This window comes from Thermocoleostomius sinensis A174 (assembly GCF_026802175.1).
GTDB classification, from domain to species: Bacteria; Cyanobacteriota; Cyanobacteriia; order Elainellales; family Elainellaceae; genus Thermocoleostomius; species Thermocoleostomius sinensis.
This window is the reverse complement of sequence record NZ_CP113797.1, coordinates 589,097-607,994: the sequence shown is the minus strand read 5'-3', so window position 1 is coordinate 607,994 and position 18,898 is coordinate 589,097. Positions and strand designations below refer to the sequence as shown.

General features: G+C 48.5%; 17 protein-coding genes. 11 read left to right on the top strand and 6 right to left on the bottom strand.

The window, feature by feature from the left end; translation table 11 throughout:
* Window positions 1-209 precede the first annotated feature (209 nt).
* Entirely contained in the window at window positions 210-545 is a 336-nt protein-coding gene (locus OXH18_RS02575; RefSeq protein ID WP_268610858.1) for a hypothetical protein, read from the top strand.
* Window positions 546-676: 131 nt separating this feature from the next.
* On the opposite strand, the gene OXH18_RS02570 is transcribed toward OXH18_RS02575, so the two are convergent.
* A complete protein-coding gene (locus OXH18_RS02570; protein WP_268610857.1) occupies window positions 677-1,288 on the bottom strand; it encodes a GIY-YIG nuclease family protein in 612 nt (203 codons plus the stop codon).
* 447 nt (window positions 1,289-1,735) lie between these two features.
* On the opposite strand from OXH18_RS02570, the gene OXH18_RS02565 reads away from it, so the two are divergent.
* From OXH18_RS02565 to OXH18_RS02550, 4 genes are all read left to right on the top strand, one after another.
* Window positions 1,736-2,038: a hypothetical protein gene (locus OXH18_RS02565; protein ID WP_268610856.1), complete on the top strand. Its 303-nt coding sequence runs from the start codon at window positions 1,736-1,738 to the stop codon at window positions 2,036-2,038.
* A gap of 333 nt (window positions 2,039-2,371) precedes the next feature.
* A complete protein-coding gene (guaD, locus tag OXH18_RS02560) occupies window positions 2,372-3,739 on the top strand; it encodes a guanine deaminase (protein ID WP_268610855.1) in 1,368 nt (455 codons plus the stop codon).
* A gap of 124 nt (window positions 3,740-3,863) precedes the next feature.
* Window positions 3,864-5,306, top strand: coding sequence for an NCS2 family permease (locus OXH18_RS02555; RefSeq protein ID WP_268610854.1), 1,443 nt, complete (start codon window positions 3,864-3,866; stop codon window positions 5,304-5,306).
* Between the two features lie 58 nt (window positions 5,307-5,364).
* Window positions 5,365-6,180 carry an FAD binding domain-containing protein gene (locus OXH18_RS02550; protein WP_268610853.1) on the top strand — a complete coding sequence of 272 codons (816 nt, stop codon included), beginning with the start codon at window positions 5,365-5,367 and terminating at the stop codon, window positions 6,178-6,180.
* Here the strand turns inward: OXH18_RS02550 and OXH18_RS02545 are convergent.
* The gene (locus tag OXH18_RS02545; RefSeq protein ID WP_268610852.1) at window positions 6,170-6,325 is read right to left on the bottom strand and encodes a hypothetical protein; all 156 of its coding nucleotides are present in this window, start codon (window positions 6,323-6,325) and stop codon (window positions 6,170-6,172) included. The two genes, OXH18_RS02550 and OXH18_RS02545, sit on opposite strands and share 11 nt — an antisense overlap.
* 129 nt (window positions 6,326-6,454) lie before the next feature.
* Here OXH18_RS02545 and OXH18_RS02540 point away from each other — a divergent pair, with 129 nt between their 5' ends.
* The gene (locus tag OXH18_RS02540) at window positions 6,455-6,676 is read left to right on the top strand and encodes a hypothetical protein (protein ID WP_268610851.1); all 222 of its coding nucleotides are present in this window, start codon (window positions 6,455-6,457) and stop codon (window positions 6,674-6,676) included.
* Between the two features lie 121 nt (window positions 6,677-6,797).
* The gene (locus OXH18_RS02535; protein ID WP_268610850.1) at window positions 6,798-7,937 is read left to right on the top strand and encodes a site-2 protease family protein; all 1,140 of its coding nucleotides are present in this window, start codon (window positions 6,798-6,800) and stop codon (window positions 7,935-7,937) included.
* A gap of 237 nt (window positions 7,938-8,174) precedes the next feature.
* Here the strand turns inward: OXH18_RS02535 and OXH18_RS02530 are convergent, their stop codons facing one another.
* From OXH18_RS02530 to OXH18_RS02520, 3 genes are all read right to left on the bottom strand, one after another.
* Window positions 8,175-9,050: an SPFH domain-containing protein gene (locus OXH18_RS02530; RefSeq protein ID WP_268610849.1), complete on the bottom strand. Its 876-nt coding sequence runs from the start codon at window positions 9,048-9,050 to the stop codon at window positions 8,175-8,177.
* Between the two features lie 237 nt (window positions 9,051-9,287).
* Window positions 9,288-10,142 carry a M20/M25/M40 family metallo-hydrolase gene (locus tag OXH18_RS02525; RefSeq protein WP_268610848.1) on the bottom strand — a complete coding sequence of 285 codons (855 nt, stop codon included), beginning with the start codon at window positions 10,140-10,142 and terminating at the stop codon, window positions 9,288-9,290.
* A gap of 21 nt (window positions 10,143-10,163) precedes the next feature.
* Window positions 10,164-10,514, bottom strand: a complete 351-nt coding sequence (locus tag OXH18_RS02520) for a hypothetical protein (protein ID WP_268610847.1) — start codon at window positions 10,512-10,514, stop codon at window positions 10,164-10,166.
* 102 nt (window positions 10,515-10,616) lie between these two features.
* Here OXH18_RS02520 and OXH18_RS02515 point away from each other — a divergent pair, with 102 nt between their 5' ends.
* The 3 genes from OXH18_RS02515 (at window position 10,617) to OXH18_RS02505 (ending at window position 14,650) form a co-directional block, all read left to right on the top strand.
* Window positions 10,617-12,041: a folate/biopterin family MFS transporter gene (locus OXH18_RS02515; protein WP_268610846.1), complete on the top strand. Its 1,425-nt coding sequence runs from the start codon at window positions 10,617-10,619 to the stop codon at window positions 12,039-12,041.
* Between the two features lie 212 nt (window positions 12,042-12,253).
* The gene (locus tag OXH18_RS02510) at window positions 12,254-13,750 is read left to right on the top strand and encodes a carotenoid oxygenase family protein (RefSeq protein ID WP_268610845.1); all 1,497 of its coding nucleotides are present in this window, start codon (window positions 12,254-12,256) and stop codon (window positions 13,748-13,750) included.
* Window positions 13,751-14,362: 612 nt separating this feature from the next.
* A complete protein-coding gene (locus OXH18_RS02505) occupies window positions 14,363-14,650 on the top strand; it encodes a hypothetical protein (protein WP_268610844.1) in 288 nt (95 codons plus the stop codon).
* A gap of 22 nt (window positions 14,651-14,672) precedes the next feature.
* Here the strand turns inward: OXH18_RS02505 and OXH18_RS02500 are convergent, their stop codons facing one another.
* Complete coding sequence (locus OXH18_RS02500; protein WP_268610843.1) at window positions 14,673-15,917, bottom strand: DUF3747 domain-containing protein; 1,245 nt, start codon at window positions 15,915-15,917, stop codon at window positions 14,673-14,675.
* 625 nt (window positions 15,918-16,542) lie between these two features.
* Between OXH18_RS02500 and recD2 the strand changes: the two genes are divergently transcribed.
* Window positions 16,543-18,726 carry an SF1B family DNA helicase RecD2 gene (gene recD2 / locus OXH18_RS02495; RefSeq protein WP_315874652.1) on the top strand — a complete coding sequence of 728 codons (2,184 nt, stop codon included), beginning with the start codon at window positions 16,543-16,545 and terminating at the stop codon, window positions 18,724-18,726.
* Window positions 18,727-18,898 lie beyond the last annotated feature (172 nt).

Genomic DNA, 18,898 nt, shown 5'->3' with positions numbered 1-18,898 from the left:
TAGAAGACTTCAGGTAAGTTTAGGGACGCAGATACCTAAAACTGCAAAAAACCGCATAAAACGTGAATACGCTCCCGAAGATAGCATTCTATCTTAATAGGTAAGAAGATTTTGCAGAAAATATTACTCAGCAAAATCTCCTCGTAATTCTAGAAATTATTGCAAAGTCTGTTCACTTATTCTATTCGATAATTGGAGGTAGAAATACCATGATTAAGGCTTTTTCATCAGCAATGGCTTTCGTTAGTCTGTCCCTTAGTCTGACAATTTTTGCACCTGTCTCTTATGCACAAACGACCAATCCCGAACTAAACGATTTGTTGCGTGGTGTAGGTCAAATTCAGCGGGACACTGATCAATTTATTAACGATTTGATGCTGCGGGATCAGCAACTTAGAGTTGCGTGTTGGCAGGGCAGTCAAGCTGCCTGTGTGGAGCTAGATAATTTACTGATTAACCCAAATTTAAATCCTTCTGGAATATGGGTTACTCCTCCTGCTGGTGCGTACTGGCCTTTTGATCCGAATGGGATTCCGCTCTACTAAGACTTTGCTCAATTACTGTCAGCTTGGCATTCAGGTCATTCCAAACCAATGAAGTATGGAGAAGTGGGGTGCAGGAGCCTGTGCGCATCGGCTTCTACCCCACATCTTTCATGCTTTACTTTTTCAAAGTTTCAGTTCCCTCCAACAAAAGGTGTTCCCCAAAACTCCCAGTTTTCTTTATTAAACGGCGATCGCCACTTGCGGATGAGAGCCGATTCTAGCCGTTGACGGGGTCGGGTTTGCACTGGAGCTTTTGCCCAAAAACTAATATTGACTTGCACTGGGAGATTGAGCGATCGATGGGCAGAAACGTAATTCATCAGATAACGCTTGCAATCGTGTTCTCCTTTCCAACGTTGGTTAGATTTCACCGTTTCGCCAACATAAAGTAAGAGAGTAGCTTGATAATCAATCACAAAATAAAGCGCAGCAATCCCTACATCATTGATTTTCCAGCGCCAAAATTCCGTGTTTTGCTGCGGTAGTGTGAATGGATCAATGTTATCAGAATCGACCTCCGCAGACCTCACCCAATCGGGTAAAGTGATCTGCGTTACATCATCAAACAAATTGCCTTGCTGTACCGATCCAGTCGTTTGCACGTGGTGCTGAAATGTAACAATTCGCTGTTTCCAAGTTTGCAGGGCTTCATCACTCAGAGGGCAACCCGCAATCAATGAACTGGGCGATTGCACAGGTGGTGGCAAAGTAGAAAATAGGGAGGGCTGATCAACCGTTGTCACAGTTAATTTGTATCGAAATAATTTTAACGACTGCTAAGCATAACACACCCTCATCACAACGATCTCAGCAGCACGGGGTAACAGGCAGTAACAAAAATCGATTTAACCGATCGCGAAAATCATGTGTATCAAAAGATTTGTCTAAAAATCACCCGTATGGTTGACTGGCTCTAACCCAAACGAGAGAGGTTGGCTGTGTTTGCTTCCATTTAACTTAATTATTGGGGAAGTTACGGCATTCCCTCGCTACTGCGACTCCCGCTTTAGGGAATTTTGCAATGAGCTTACATTTGCCTGTGTTAGTAAGCTGCACCTAATACACAAGTTTGAGCAGAAGCATTCATAGCGCTGATGATAGTTAGTTGTTAGTGAGTGTTAGGCATTAGGTAGGAACGGCGAGGGCTGTGGGTACTTTTACAACAGCATTGTTATTGGAAGGTGATCCTCATGCAGATGGATGAACAGCGTCGTGTACGTATGGAATTGGAACGAATCTATAACCAACCTTGTGCTGAGCGGAAATCATCGAAGGGAATTTGGCAACGATTGCAAGAGCTATGGCAACAGGCGATCGACTTCCTCAGTGAGGATGAACCTAACTTACACTATGGTGATTTAGACTGGTGGTATTTTTACGGCTGGCAACAGGGAATCCATGCTCCAATTTTTCCAACTCACGCGAATGAAGAAGTCAAGGCTTGGTTAGAGGAACTTTATCAACTTGAAGCCAACCATTCCTGGTTTGAATAAAATCTATACATTCCTGTGACTTTTACTACATCATTCGACAAATAACGATTGACAACAGAATTTGAATAGAATTGACTGTCAGTGATGTACATTGACACGAATAAATTTGCTGCTTACATCTTATGAAGAGACAGCAACTAGTGTGGAATCAGTACAGAATTATTACTCAACGGTTGAAGCGCGAGGTGATTGACAGCCTCGCGTTATTTTTGTGTGCGACTGGTGAAAGTCTTTGAGAGCTTAGAGGGTTCACCAATTCGGCTAATCCCTTTATACTTGTTTCTTTAATTTCTTTAACCTTATAGTCGTTGAGCATTCATTTCCCCTAAGCCTATGTCTCCTTTCAGCCAACCAGACTACAGTTCTGGCTATCAAGCCTTTCGCTCTGCATTTCTTGATTTTATAGGAGATCCGTTTTATCAGCCTGAAGCTGAGTGTGTGCGGTACATTGCAGACGGGTTATTAATTCTAGAGAATGGGCGAGTGAAAGATTTGGGACCATACGAAGCCCTGAAGGCTCAGTACGCTGATGTGACCGTAACAACCTATACCAATAAACTAATTCTGCCAGGCTTTATTGACACCCATATTCATTTTCCACAGACCGAAATGATTGCAGCCTATGGTGAGCAATTGTTGGAGTGGTTAAATCAATACGTATTTCCTATAGAAGGAAAGTTTCAAGACAAATCCTATGCGCAACAAATCGCCGCAATTTTTCTAGATGAATTGCTCAAAAATGGGACAACGACGGCTCTGGTCTTCACGGCCGTTTATCCAGAGTCAGTGGATGCATTCTTTGAAGCGGCAGAACAGCGCAACCTTTGCATGATTGCTGGCAAGGTGTTGATGGATCGCAACGCGCCGTCTTTTCTATCGGATACGCCTGAAACCGCTTATCAAGAGAGTAAGCGGTTGATTCAAAAATGGCACAAGCGAGGTCGTCTGCGCTATGCTATTACGCCCCGTTTTGCTGTCACTTCCACAGAAGCGCAACTGCGTTTGGCTGGAACTTTGCTGCAAGAATTTCCTGATGTATATTTGCACACGCACCTGTCGGAGAATGTGAAGGAAGTGGAGTTGGTGGCACAACTTTTTCCAGAGGCAGCCGGGTACTTGGATGTGTACGATCGCGCTGGGTTAGTGGGAGAGCGATCGGTGTTTGCGCATGGGGTGCAATTGCGCGAGGACGAATTTCAACGGCTCTCTGAAGCGCGAGCAGCGATCGCCTTTTGTCCCACTTCCAACTTATTTTTGGGCAGTGGCTTGTTTAACCTAGAGCGAGCCAAATCAGCCGAGAGTCCCGTTAAGGTTGGATTTGGAACGGATGTGGGAGCCGGAACCAGTTTTTCGCTGCTGCAAACCGCCAATGAGGCTTATAAGGTAGCCCAATTGCGTGGACAAAAGCTATCTGCCTTCAAAGCTCTGTTTCTTGCCACACTTGGAGGAGCAAGAGCGCTGATGCTAGACGATCGCCTGGGCAATTTTGAAGTAGGTAAAGAGGCAGATTTTGTTGTGCTGGATCTACGCCCCACCCCTCTGCTGGCTGTGCGTAATCCTACTGCAACAGCAACCTCGTTAGAAGAACTAGCCGATCGGGTCTTTGCTCTCATGATCTTAGGAGACGATCGGGCGGTGCAAGCCACCTACATTTTGGGAAATTTGGCATATACCCAAGCAGTGGGACAGCAGCCAGTCTGATTTAAAATTACTCGGTACAAAATCACAATTCCCCTACACAGTGGTGTAGTTGGTAACAAAACGCGGCCAATCTTGGCTAGAAGATAAGGCATGATTCGGGAGATGTATAATCACACATAATCAAATGAGCAATGAAATCGATTTAGGACTGGAAGAAAGAGAACAGGAACCGTTTCAAGAACCACCTTCCTACAGTGGATGGCAAGCGGCGATTGCTCGCTACTTCATGTTTGATTACTACCACACGGGGTTTCGCACCGAGATTCTAGCAGGTCTAACCACGTTTATGACCATGGCCTATATCTTGGTGGTGAATCCATTAATTCTTTCCGATGCCATCTTTTTGAATGAACCGAGAGATTTATTCAGTGAATTGGTAATTGCTACGGCGGTGTCATCGGCGATCGGAACGTTGATTATGGCACTGCTGGCTAAGTACCCGTTCGCGCTGGCTCCGGGGATGGGAATTAATGCTTTCTTTGCCTACTCGGTGGTGTTGGGATTGGGCATCGATTGGCGGCTGGCGCTAGCCTGTGTATTTGTAGAAGGCATTATTTTTATTCTTCTCACAGTCACCGATATTCGGCGGCATTTGATTACCGCTGTACCGGATGTGATCAAGGTAGCCACTGGCGTGGGGATTGGCCTATTCCTCGCTTACATTGGGCTAAGTGGAGCCGTTGAAACAGGTGGCGCAGGTTTAATCGTGGCGGATGAAGTCACCAAGACCTCCTTTGGTAGTTTCAGGCAACCTGCCACAATTTTGGCAACGGTGGGAATTTTTTTAACCGCGTTTCTAATGTTACGACGCATCAAAGGAGCATTGCTGTGGGGCATTATTGGCACAGCGTTGCTGGGATGGGTGTTTGGCGTGGCGGCTCCCCCTAGTGGGTTTTTGGCAGCCCCGGTCTTTCCAGCCGATCTCTTTGGCGTTGCCATCACAGGTCTAGCTGGTTTGAATGCGGCTAACTTCTTTGATTTTCTGGCAGCACTCCTCGTCTTTTTGTTTGTCGATATGTTTGATACGATCGGCACGTTGGCGGGCGTGGGCAAGCAAGCAGGCTACATTGGTGAAGATGGCGAACTGCCTCGCGCTAACCAAGCGCTCACGGCTGATGCCATTGCCACCACGGCAGGGGCCGTGTTAGGAACCTCGAGCGTTACCACCTATGTAGAATCGGCGGCTGGCATTTCTGAAGGGGGACGCACTGGCTTTACAGCGGTGGTTGTGGCACTGCTATTTGTGGTAGCGCTGTTTCTATCGCCTGTTTTTGAAGCGATTCCCGCCTTTGCAACAGCCCCAGCCCTGCTGATTGTGGGTGTGTTGATGATGATGAGCGTGGTGCATATTAAGTGGAATGACCTAACAGAAGCAATTCCCGCCTTCTTGACCATCTTTTTCATTCCCCTAGGATTCTCGATCGCAGAAGGGCTATCGGCCGGATTGATTGCCTATCCCATTCTCAAAACCTTTCAGGGGCGATCGAATGAAGTTCCGGCTGTCACTTGGATTCTAGCGCTGATCTTCGTCACGCGATATATCTTTATGACGCTGCGATTTGGTTAACTCGTTGCAGCAAATCAAATTCAGTTCACGGATACGGCTTATTCTCTGCACGCAGCTTATGGATTTGCACACGATCGAGACCTATCTGCGACCTACCGCCTTGGATCAGATTACAACTTGGCAACCGGGCTGGGCTTGGCTGGCCGGGGGCACTTGGATGTTCTCGGAACCGCGACCACAAACCCATACCCTGGTTGATCTGCACGGGTTGGGATGGTCTGAATTCAAGATCACATCGGATGGACTGACGATCGGGGCAACTTGCATCATGAGTCGGTTGCTTCAAGAAACCTATCCAGCTAGTTGGACGGGAATAGTCGCGTTGCAGCAAGCCGTCCGTGAACTGGCGTCATTTAAGGTGCAAAATGTGGCAACGATCGCGGGCAATCTGTGCTTGGCCATCCCCGCCGGAACCTTTGCACCGGCCATGGTAGCCCTCGATGCCCAGTACCAAATCATCTCCCTAGACGGCTCCGCTCGTACTGTTCCGGCCGTTCAGTTTCAAACCGGGCTGCGCCAGACGATTCTGCAACCCGGCGAGGTGCTGCGCCAAATTTGGGTTCCGGCTGCCAACCTAGAATGGCAGGTAAGCTACAAACGGTTGTGTCTGGCGTCGGCAGGATTGGCATTAACAATCGTGGTCGCGGCGTATCATCCTGCAACCGATCGTGTCCGGTTTGGCATCAGCGGTTGTGTCACAGTGCCTCGGTTGATTGAGTTTTTCAGTATTCCAACTTCTGAGCAATTGACGCAAGCCCTCGATCGTCATTTGCCCTTAGCAGAGGTCATCAATGATGCTCAAGGCAGTGCTCCCTATCGTCGGCATCTCACCCAGGTGCTGATGCAACGATCGCTGCAAGCAGTCATTCATTAAACCGCATTTTCCCATCTACCACCTCCCTAAACCAGCAAAATCGATCGCGGGTGCAAATGGTGATGAAATAGGCTCCTGCACTGGAATAGTCGTATCCTTGTAGGCGGATCGATCGTCTGTGGTGAATCTTAGGGTTGTATGGCATGGTGGAGAGAGATGCAATACATCATTCCCAAGATTCCCAATCCATTTCCGCAATTCCCAATATCGGATTTTTCACAAGGGTAGGGATGAAGCACTTACCAATTACTATAAACTCCTCAATCACTAGGCGGTGATTCGCCTGTGGCCCAATTGTCAGCGGGTGATACTCGATCGCTTTCGCAGTCGATCGGATGCCGAAGGACACGCTCGGGCGATGTGGTGGTTGGTTCCCGATGCTGAGTTTGTTGTAGTGTTTGAGCCGGTTGGGTCTGCTTCAAATGAGGGCGATCGAACCTTTCTCAGGCAGCCCTTTCCCTTGCCTTTGCCGAATCCCTTATTCTTAAAGAAGTAAAACCCGCACTAAACCAAGTCGGATATTACATCATCTGACAGATTAAACCGTTGTTAACACTTCGTTACGATAGAACTATGTTAAAAATAATCATGGCTCAAAGCCAGGGGGGTCGATACAAATGAACGGCAACCTGCGCGTTGGCAATTTGTTTGGAATTCCTTTTTATATTAATGTCTCCTGGTTCCTGGTTCTGGCGATTGTCACCTGGGAATATGGAAACCAACTAGGATTTGTGTTTCCGCAATTGGGAGGACTAGCTTGGGGGTTTGGCTTCATTGCAGCGCTGTTACTGTTTGCTTCAGTGCTAGCCCATGAGTTAGGACACAGCTTTGTAGCAATTCGGCAAGGAATTCCGGTAAATTCGATTACGCTATTTTTGTTTGGTGGCTTAGCTAGCCTGGAAGAGGAATCAAAAACTCCGGCTGAGGCATTTTGGGTGGCGATTGCCGGTCCCCTTGTTAGCGTGATTCTGTTTGGCGTTTTCACTGCTATTAATCTTTTTACAGGAATTAGCGGCCCGCTAGCGGCAATTGTCAGTTTACTCGCTTACATTAATTTGATTTTGGCGGCGTTCAATTTGCTGCCGGGTCTGCCACTGGACGGCGGCAACGTACTGAAGGCGATCGTTTGGAAAATTACTGGCAAGCCCTATAGCGGCATTGCTTTTGCTAGCCGGACTGGACAGGCTTTAGGTTGGATTGGCATCAGCTTGGGCTTTCTGAATTTGCTGGGTGTAAGCAACATCGGCAGCATCTGGACATTGTTGATTGGTTGGTTCCTACTGCAAAATGCAACTCGCTATTCTCAGGCAGCAACGGTTCAAAAGCAACTAAGTGGGTTGACTGCGGCCGATGCCGTGAACCCCAATAGCCCGATCGTATCGGCGAATATTTCCTTGCGAGAGTTTGCCAACAACTATGTCATTGGTAATCCAGCTAACTGGCGCAAGTACCTAGTTATAGATGCTGAAGGGCAACTGATTGGTGAAATTGCGGTTGAGGCAATGAAGACCGTCCCCACAAATGATTGGTGGAATATTCAAGTTCGAGAGTTAATGCAACCGATCGAACAATTGGAAACCGTAACTTCGGATGAACCGTTACTAGATGTGGTTCAACTTTTGGAACGTAAGCAACTGCCGTCACTAGTAGTCTTGCGCGAGGGTGGGGCGCTCGTGGGCTTATTGGAAAAAGCAGCCATTATTCAGCTTTTACAAAAGCGAACACAGACACAGACCGAGGCGGAAGTGGTTTCTTGAACTGGATTGGTAATTGGTAATTGAATCATAGGCATGGCTGAATCGAAATCTGACTCTAACTGCCCCACTCCGGAAGTAGGGTTTGGGATGAGGGAGAATCCCAATTGAATTCAGCAATGCCAAATCACATTCATGGCTTATGCCCGATTACCGATTACCGATTGCCGATTGCCCTAATACTGATTACCGCTGATCCCAAATTCACCTATCCTCATTCTTCTGACTATCTTGCAACTGTTATCGTAGCAATCCATCTTCCCATAGTTCGTTGGCAGAATCAGGGAGTAGAGGAAATGGGTTTTTGGCAGCAATCGCTTCAGCCTCATTCAGGCTGATTTTTTGTTTAATTTCCTCTAGGCTTTCAGTGAGGTGCTGTCCAGACTGAATGTATTCGCGTACTAGCAAAAAATTGAGAACGTCTTTGGGGCTAATTTCGGGCGGTAAGCGATCGGTCATCATTTTGGTGGCATAGGCGATCGCTTCGGTTTCGATGATGAACGCTTGCTTGCGAGCTTCAGCCCGTTCAATCATGGCTCGTTTTTCACTAATCGCCGATCGTTCTTGCTCCAGGGCAGCAATGACACTTAGTGGCGGTTTAATGTCCTGAATTTCTACCCGCGTCACTTTTACGCCCCAGGGTTCAGTGGCTTCATCCAAACTTTCCAGCAAGGCACGGATGATCCGATCGCGTCCAGAATTGGTTTCTTCCAGCGTCATTTGCCCAATTTCCGATCGCAGGGTTGTAATCACAATATTTTCAACGGCTGCTTTGGCATCGGCAATTCCGTAATAGACCTTTTCTAGTTTAAAAATTCGCCAGAAAATAATCGCATCCACACTAATACGAACATTGTCAGCGGTCACCGCTTCGATCGGTTCAATATCAATAATCTGCTCGCGAATGTCTGCTTGAAATGAAATGTGATCAACCAGCGGTACTACGCCCAAATGTAAGCCTGGCGAGAGTTTACGATGATAGCGTCCTAACCGTTCCACTAAGGCTTCATTGCCTTCTCGTACTCGTTTAACTGAGCCAGCACCCGTAAACACAACCAAAATTGCGGCAACAATCCAGGGATTGAGGCTAGCTAGCCAAGCAAGTAACACTTCCATAACAAGTTTGGATCTGGGGGAAGGGCGATCGCAGGAAAACTGCTTCTACGAAAATGCCACAAAACTCAGAAAGTGACGCAAAGTTTTAGTTTTATGTAGCAATTGAGGAATAGCGTTTCAGGTATGTGGCTTCCATCTCCTCCGCTGTCACCGTTCCCCTCCCTAAAACTGTAGAGGGTCATCAAGAGATGTCACTAGGTTTGAGACACCACCCAATTGCGGCTAGGGTGAAGCTTGTTACAACTGGCGAAGACCGTGGATCAAGCCCCAACAAACCCCCGCCAAAAAATCTAGATCTAAGGTTTCCAGCCGATCGCTGCTTTGGTGATAGTGCGGGTTGCGCAAGAAAGCCGTGTCCGTTACCATCATGGCGCGATAGCCCAGATCCCAAAAGGGCGCATGATCGCTGGCGCGAGTAGCAGGCACAATCTGGCCGCGACTTCCGGCAGGTAGCCATTGGCAAGACACTTGCCCCACTTGGCGAATGCAGCGGCTAAGGCGAACTAAATCAGGAATTGTTTGCCAGTTACCAATCAAGCCAATGAAATCTCCTCGATCGGGATAAAACCGCTGTAGGCCGCTAGGGTAGCGCTGAGAACCGGGGGTGCGATCGCAATAGCCCAACATTTCCAACGACAGCATCAACCGCAAGCGTTGCCCTTGCTGGCGCAGTTGTGTCGCGTAGGCACGGCTACCGATCAGTCCACGTTCTTCCAAATCAAATGCAACCAACCGAACAGGATGTAACGGCGGCTCAGTTGCAAACGATTTTGCTAATTCTAGCAACCCCGCCACCCCCGTCGCATTATCATCGGCTCCCGGTGATCCCGGCACTGCATCGTAATGAGCACCAATCAAAATCGGCATACTCGCTGTTCTAGCAACCCGACTTGGTAGGCTGAGAATCAAATTTTGATGTTGCCGCCCCTCGTATACAAACTCATGAATTTCCACCGCGCCCCACTGCTCCAACTGCTGCCGAACATATTGCTGCACATAGAAATGTCCCTCACTCGACAGATACGGATCGCGATCGCGAATCAACTGCTCCAAATGCCCCTGCAAACTTTGTTTTAACGTTTCAACATCCACATCCTATTACCCTATTCCCCACTACCAAATCTTAGCCAGCACTAACACAAACATCAGCAGCGTCATCCCTCCCATGCTCCTCATCATCCAGCGCCCCCAACGGCGAGGTACAAAGCCAATGGTAGGCAACCAACCCCACACCACCGTTTGAATCAGTGCCGCGATCATGACATTGCCTGCTAAATTGGGGCTGCTGATTGTTCCCAGAATTTCCCGTAACCCTGTGGGTGCAACCGCAATCATTAGCGCCAACAATGCTCCTATCACAGTGGCGATCGCTGCTTGCACAGCCAGGGCGACCGTCAATCCTTGCAGAAAATAAATCCCGTCTTGCTGCTGTCTAATACTCAGCCTACCTCGTGGAAAAACCATGATGCCTGTTAGTTTTAATCTACTGCATAGAATAAACCTCGACAGGATGGGGCAGGAGGCTATGATATAAAGCAGTTGATAATTCTTAACGATCGAGTCTGAATGGTACTATCTTTCCCCGGCTCTACCAAACTCAAAGAGTTCCTCACCGAGAAGATCCTGTTCGGAAACGAACCTAGCCCAGAATTAATCGCGATTCTGTTGGTCTACTTTGTTCAGGGAATTCTGGGATTAGCCCGGCTAGCCGTCAGCTTCTTTCTAAAAGATGATTTGGGCTTGACGCCCGCTCAAGTTTCAGCCCTGATGGGTATTGCGGCCTTACCCTGGATGGTGAAGCCGCTGTTTGGGTTCATTTCAGACGGGCTACCCCTGTTTGGCTATCGTCGCCGTCCCTATCTGATTCTCTCCGGCTTATTGGGAGCAGGTGCTTGGATGGCGTTAGCCACTGTAGTAGATACAGCTTGGGCCGCCACTGTGGCGATCGCGCTTAGTTCTCTTTCGGTCGCGTTCAGCGATGTAATTGTGGACTCACTAGTGGTGGAGCGGGCCCGCCATGAAGCCGCTAAAGATGCCGGATCGCTGCAATCGTTGTCTTGGGGAGCCTCGGCGTTGGGAGGCTTAATCACGGCTTATTTCAGCGGATTTCTGCTAGAGCACTTCAGCAATCAAACTGTATTTGGGATTACGGCGACGTTCCCACTGATTGTGTCGATCGTTGCTTGGTTGATTAGCGAATCGCAGGTAGAGCGCACCCAAGATTGGCAAACCGTGCGGCATCAAGTCAGCCAGTTGCGACAAGCAATTACCCAAAAATCAATTTGGTTGCCCACGGCATTCCTGTTTCTTTGGCAAGCCACCCCTACGGCTGATTCCGCCTTTTTCTTTTTCACTACCAATGAACTTGGCTTTCAACCCGAATTTTTAGGACGCGTTCGCTTAGTAACCAGTGTCGCGTCATTGCTGGGCGTTTGGTTATTTCAGCGCTTCTTCAGAACTCTGCCCTTTCGCACGTTGTTCGGCTGGACAACGTGCGTGTCTACGCTGTTGGGCATGACGGCGCTGCTGCTGGTGACGCACACCAATCGGGCGATCGGCATTGACGACTATTGGTTTAGCTTAGGCGATAGCTTGATTTTGACCGTGATGGGACAGATTGCCTACATGCCGATCCTAGTACTGGCGGCGCGATTGTGTCCTCCGGGTGTAGAAGCAACGCTATTTGCCCTGCTGATGTCTGTCACAAATCTGGCGGGGCTATTATCCTACGAATTTGGGGCCCTACTGACCCACTGGCTGGGCGTGACGGAGACGAATTTCGATCGGCTCTGGCTGCTGGTGCTAATAACTAATCTCAGTACCCTGCTGCCGCTGCCGTTTTTAGGCTGGTTGCCTAGCGGCCAAGCGAGTGATGTCACGGCACCGGAACTTTCTTCCCTTACTTTGCCAGCGAGTCCAGCGACCACCCTTGAAACTGAACTTTCTGCCGTTGCAGCCGAGAAAGAATTAATTACCGAACTTCAGCAGTAAGAGAGAGGCAAGCAGGGTTTGGTATTGAAATACTGAAAGGAAGAGATGGTTAAACTTAGCTGCTTCCGCCGTCGCTTGAAAAAGCCGCCCGCGCGGGCCTCTGTAAAGACAGGGCTACCGACGATCGAATCTCAGACAATCAATTTTAGAGAACCAAACCAAGTTGGCTCACCACTCGTAATATTACATCGCACTCACCATAGACCTCACCCATGCAAAGGTTTCAACTGAATCAGGAAACATCCTCTGCTCAAACCGTTCCGGTTTCCTATAATTTGAATGATTGGCAGAAGGGCTATCGATCGCTGCGAGACGAATGCGCTTACTGGATTGATGAGATTGAAGGAGAGGTTCCGATTGATTTAAATGGAACCCTATTCCGCAATGGTCCAGGTCTATTAGACATCGGCGGCCGCCGCATTCACCATCCGTTCGACGGTGACGGCATGGTTTGCGCCTTTAGTTTTCGCAACGGTCGTGCCCATTTTCGCAATCGCTATGTGCAGACGCAAGGGTATTTGGAAGAACAGCAAGCTGAGAAAATCCTCTATCGCGGTGTATTTGGGACGCAAAAGCCTGGCGGTTGGCTAGCAAACTTTCTTGATCTGCGGCTGAAGAATATTGCTAATACCAATATCATCTACTGGGGCGACAAACTGCTGGCACTGTGGGAAGCGGCAGAACCCCATCGTCTTGATCCTCAAACTCTGGAGACGATCGGCATTGATTATCTAGATGGAGTACTGCAACCAGGATCGGCCTTTGCGGCTCATCCTCGCATCGATCCGGCTTGCCAATTTGATCAGGGCGAACCGTGCCTCGTTAACTTCGCCATCAAACCCGGCTTGTCGAGCCGCATTACTATTTACGAACTGAATGCTGCTGGAAAGGTAGTACGGCAACATGCTCATGCGGTTCCAGGCTTTGCCTTCATGCACGACTTTGCCATTACGCCCAATTACTGCATCTTCTTTCAGGCTCCTATGAGCTTTAATCCGATGCCTTACCTGCTGGGGCTAAAAGGAGCCGGGCAATGTCTTCAGGTGCGGAAGCAGCCGACGCAAATTGTCATCATTCCTCGAAATGGAACCGATCCCGTTCAGTTCATTCCTGTTGATGCGGGTTTTGTGTTTCATCATGCCAATGCCTTTGAGCAAGATGGGCATCTTTATATTGACTCCATTTGCTATGCCACCTTGCCCGATATTGAACCCGATGAAGATTATCTACAAGTGAAATTTGAGACACTTGATCCGGGACAACTGTGGCGTTTCCAGGTGAATCCACAAACTCAAACCGTCGATCGCCAACTCATTGATCCGCGCTGCTGTGAGTTCCCTGTGGTTCATCCCAGCCAGGTCGGGCGTCCGTATCGGTATTTGTATGTTGGAGCGGCTCATGCACCCGTGGGAAATGCACCGTTGCAGGCGCTGTTGAAGTTAGACTGGCAAACGGGCGAACAGAAACTATGGAGTGCGGCTCCGCGGGGATTTGTCGGAGAACCGCAGTTTGTAGCACGCCATAACAGTACCGCCGAAGATGAGGGTTGGCTCCTGACACTTGTGTTTAATGCCGAAACTGAGCGATCAGAATTAGTGATTTTAGATGCGCGTCATTTGCAACCTGTAGCAATCCTGCGATTGAAACATCACGTCCCCTATGGACTGCATGGATTCTTCACGCCTCAGACGTTCGCGCCAGCAGACTAGTTAGCGGTGCGCACTTTGGATAGATTCTGGGAGCACGCTTAAGTTCGGATCTACTCCCTTAAATGCTGCTTAAATGCCAGCGTATTTTCGGTTCAACCGTTTTCGCAGAGCAAAATAGTTGGTTTGTGTACTCACGTGATGTCCTGCTTGGGTCAACGTGTTTCAGGTGATAACTTCTGCTTAAAACCCTAAACGTGAGTGGTATAATTCCACGCCTCATCACAGACTGTAGGTATGAAATGTTTGAGTTGCTAGAGCCAGCCCCACGACTCGGCTAGAGTTTATCCGGCTCTGGTTTATAACTCAACACATTCATAACTGCTTAGCCGACCTCTTAACTGCTTAGGTGATTGCTGATCGGTTGAGCAATCGATGGGTTGGTACTAGCCTCCCATCAAAACCTCGTTGCTATTGAGCAAAACCTCATTGCTTAGTCAATTAGGAATCGGAATAACAAGCGATCGCTGAGGTAACAATTGTGAAGCTTGATTAGCTTCATGTCACCTCTGGCATCCTTTGTGCCGGTTCCTTTTTCATGGGTTTTTGCAGTAATAACTTGTACCTTGAACAGCCACAACATCATTTAGCGTTTGGTTACAGAGAAGCGATTCCATGAATAGTAAATTAGATACCTATTGGCGACTTGAACTCATTCCTCATACCGTTACATCCACTCAGTTTTGTCAATTCCCTCTACTGTTTCGTTGGCTTGGACATTTTTGTAGACGAATCAAGACCCCTTCTCCTCAGGCGGCAATTCCTTTCGTTTGGAGATCAAAAGATGCAACTGGCAATATTTGGTGGAATGTCTTCGATCGGCTCACTGGTCAAACGACACTGCGCATGTCAAATGAGCAGTTTTTGGGGTGGCTAGAGCGACGATATACGCATTCACTGTAGCGATTGGCTCAACCCGTCTAGTCTAATCAGAGGCTGTTTCACTTAGATTGATACAGTTGAGCATTCGCAACGTTGCGGCGGCTGCATAGTTGCGTTGAGCCGCTCGATCGGGAGCAAACTGGGTTCCACGTTCGTTCAACGGGGTTGCCACATGACAAAATGTAGACATTTGTCCAATCAAACGGCCAGCCCAATGTTCCGCTGTATCAGAGAAAGCGATCTCCGGTTGATTGAACGGTAACTGGGGTGACTGTCCTTGTCGAGATCGAGCGTATTCGGCAGCGCGTCGTAATACCGCCATCAGTTCTGCCCGCGTCACGGGTTGGGCTGGACGAAAACTGCCATCTTGATAGCCACTAACAATATTGTTCTGTCGAGCAAATTCAATTTTGGCTGCGCTCCAGCGATCGACACGGACATCGACGTAAGGACTGCTGTAGGCTTGGGGGGGAACACTGAATGCCATTCCTGGTAAACTACTTAGTGCTTCAATCACCATTGATACCAATTGTTCGCGGGTCAGCGATTCAGCCGGACGGAACGTATTATCGTTGAATCCAGCGATAAACCCGATTGTCACAGCTTGATTGATTTCAGCCAAGTAAATGTCGTTACGGGTATCTGGAAAGCGAGCGATGAGGTTGGGAGTGGGTTCGGGGAGTGCGGCCACATTACCGGAACGAATGCCGTCAATCAACGTGGCTGTCAGATCACCGTCATAGGTGAGATATACGTGTCCTACGGTGCGATCGTCAAAGGTGCGTCGCGTAAAGCGCCAGCCTGGACTGAGATTAAGTTTGACAAACTCGTTGGTCATACCATAAGCTCGACCAATCAAAATGTGAGGCATACGCCGATCGCCCGGTGCACCTACCAGCAGTAGATCACCATTGTGTGGAACAACTCGAACACTATAGCGTAACCCAAAATCTTCACCGTTGACGCGAATGGAATAGCCATTACTGTCAGTACTACGACTGCATACACCCGTGAAATCAAAATTGAGTAACAGCGGTTCTACAATCGTCAACAATCCCTGAGAACTGGTGTATTCCTGCCAACAAGGACGATTATCTGCCAGTTGTTCAAGAATCAGCAATTGATGGGCATTGCCATTTTGATAGGGAGATGCCACAGCAATGAATCTAGTTTGATCGACCTCTTGTTGTCCAAATTGACCAGCTTGTGAAGATGCTGAGAATCCAGTCGTTGTTGCTATGGTGGTAGCTATAGCGATCGCGGCTGCCCGATAGATAGCTAATTTCATGATTTGATTTGAGAATAAATGTGTGATGAGTGAATGAAGTAATCGATGAGTGGAAGAGTGGATTGGGTAACGGGTAATCGGGAATCGGCGATGGGGCATGGCAGTCTTTGCTTTCCGATCTCCGATTCCCGACTTTCGCTACCCGACTTCCGATACAATCGCCACTTGGCGCCCCGCCACCCTGATTATTTTTTACACCTGAAACGACTCAGTACAGACGAAGCGAGTTCCCTCCGACACATTTTTCAATAAAGATGGGAACGTCATCTAAAACGTTCCCACTGGTACAGAGAGGAAAATCAATTGGATCAGCAATAGGCTTCACTGACAAGAATAATGACAGCATCAATAAATACCGTGTTCCTGATTTAAGTAAATTCAAAAAGCAATTTCATCATTCCCAAATCGATCGACAACTTGCACACACTTAACGTGACTTAAGAGGTTAAATTTTCAGGAACATCTCCCCCGATCCACTCGGTTCTTGGCACACTGAAATTAGTGCCGCGATTCACTGAATAGAGACGTGTCGAATCTTCCGATCGATGATGGTTACGCTGCCTCCAATGACCCTTCACACTCTGGGCAGGGTTCGCCTGCTTCAAACTCGGAAGCGCTGCAAGGGGTGGTGGAACGTTTAACCTACCACTCTGAGGAAACAGGCTATACGGTAGCTCGCCTCAAGGCTCCACGCACGAGTGAATTGGTGACGATCGTTGGTAGTTTTGCCAATATCCAAGCAGGGCAAACGTTGCATCTAGAAGGCATGTGGCGTGATCATCCTAAATACGGACAACAGTTTCAAGTCGTCAAGTACCGTGAAACTAAGCCAGCCACGATTACAGGCATCGAGAAGTACTTGGGCAGTGGCTTAATTAAAGGAGTGGGCCCGGTAACAGCAAAGCGCATTGTGGCGCATTTTGGATTGGAAACTCTGGAAATCATCGAGAACCAGATTGAGCGGCTGCAAGAAGTTCCCGGAATTGCCTTGAAACGAGTCAAGATGATTCAGCAGGCCTGGACAATGCAGAAGGCTATTAAAGAAGTGATGCTGTTTCTTCAGGGGCATGGCGTTTCCACTACCTATGCCGTCAAGATTTACAAGCAATACGGCGACGACTCGATCGACATCGTAACACGCAATCCCTATCAGTTGGCAATCGATGTCTATGGCATTGGATTTGTTACCGCTGACGCCATCGCCCGTAACTTGGGCATTGATCCAGGGTCAGAATTTCGCTATCGCAGCGGCATTCTGCATGTATTGAGCGAAGCCTCGGACGATGGGCACTGTTTTTTGCCTCAAGCTGAGCTAGTAGAACGGGTGGTAAATCGCTTAGCAGTCGCTGACCATCAACCCGATCCGGAGGAAATTCAGACCCTGACCACCCAAATGGCCCTAGACGGAGAATTGGTGCTGCAAGGTGGGTCAGATCAGTTTGAGGGGCAGTTCATCTGCTATTCACCACCGTTTTATGGCGCAGAACAAGGGATGGCCGATCGCCTAACTCGATTGTTGGCGCATGATTTGTCGGTGGATTTGCCACGGGTACAGCGGTGGATCGATCGCTTCACCGAGAAAACTGGGCTTCAGCTTTCTGCCCAGCAACGTCAAGCCGTTGAAATGGCCGCCAGCCATCGGGTCTTAGTGCTCACGGGCGGACCGGGAACAGGTAAAACCTTCACTACCCGGACCATTGTTGCTTTGTGGAAAGCGATGGGTAAAACCATCGCCTTGGCTTCACCTACTGGCCGCGCTGCGCAACGCCTGAGCGAAATGACGGGTCGCGAGGCTAAAACCGTGCATCGGTTGTTGGAGTTTGATCCAAGTACGATGGCATTCAAACGGGATGGGCAAAATCCGATCGAGGCGGACTGTGTGATTGTAGATGAAGCGTCGATGCTGGATTTATTTTTGGCGAACTCGCTAGTGAAGGCGATCGCACCACAAGCACAATTGCTGCTGGTGGGTGATACCGACCAGTTGCCCAGTGTGGGGCCAGGTAATATTTTGGGTGATTTGATCGCGTCTGAAAAAATTCCGGTCATCCGTCTCACAGAGGTGTTTCGGCAAGCGCAAACCAGCCAAATTGTTAGCAATGCTCACCGCATTAACAAAGGTCAATTTCCGCAGTTGGAGTTGGTGTCTAATCAACCCCAAACGGATTGCCTCTGGATTAACGCCCCAGAACCGCCTCATGGTGTGCAAGCAATTCGCGATGTGATTGTTGATTTGATTCCAAAGCTAGGGTTCAACGCTGCGCGTGATGTGCAAGTGCTGTGCCCGATGGTGCGCGGCGAAGTGGGAACCCGTAATCTCAATCAGGTCTTGCAACAGTTGATCAATCCGCCAGCACCTGATAAATCAGAAATGACTCGCGGTGGTACAACGTTACGAGTGGGCGATCGCATCATTCAACAAGTGAATGATTACAATCGGGAAGTCTTTAACGGCGATTTAGGAACCATTTGTGCTATTGATCCAGATGAACAAGAGGTAATGGTACAGTTCGTCGAACGCACGGTGAAATATGACTATGCCGATTTGAACGAGATTTCCTTAGCTTGGTCGATTACCATTCACAAGTCACAAGGTAGCGAGTACGCTGTCGTAATTTTACCAATCTACATGCAGCACTATTTATTACTATCTCGTAACTTAATTTACACAGGGTTAACTCGAGCAAAGAAACTTGCGATTTTCGTGGGACCACAGAAAGCAATCGGCTTTGCGGCTCGACAAATTAAAGATCAGCAACGCTATACTCTATTGGCGCAACGACTAATGAAAGCGATCGATAGCCCATAAGGCTTGGTTTTGCGAACGAGATCGATTGTCAATGCGATCGAGCGGTACTCCTGTTCCTGATTCTTTATAGTTTCTTAATTTACTTTGCGGTTTAGAGAAACTACTTAGCGGCTCCTGGTCAAGATCACGCTGTTGATTCCACGGAGTTTAATATTTTTTCATACCGACTAGA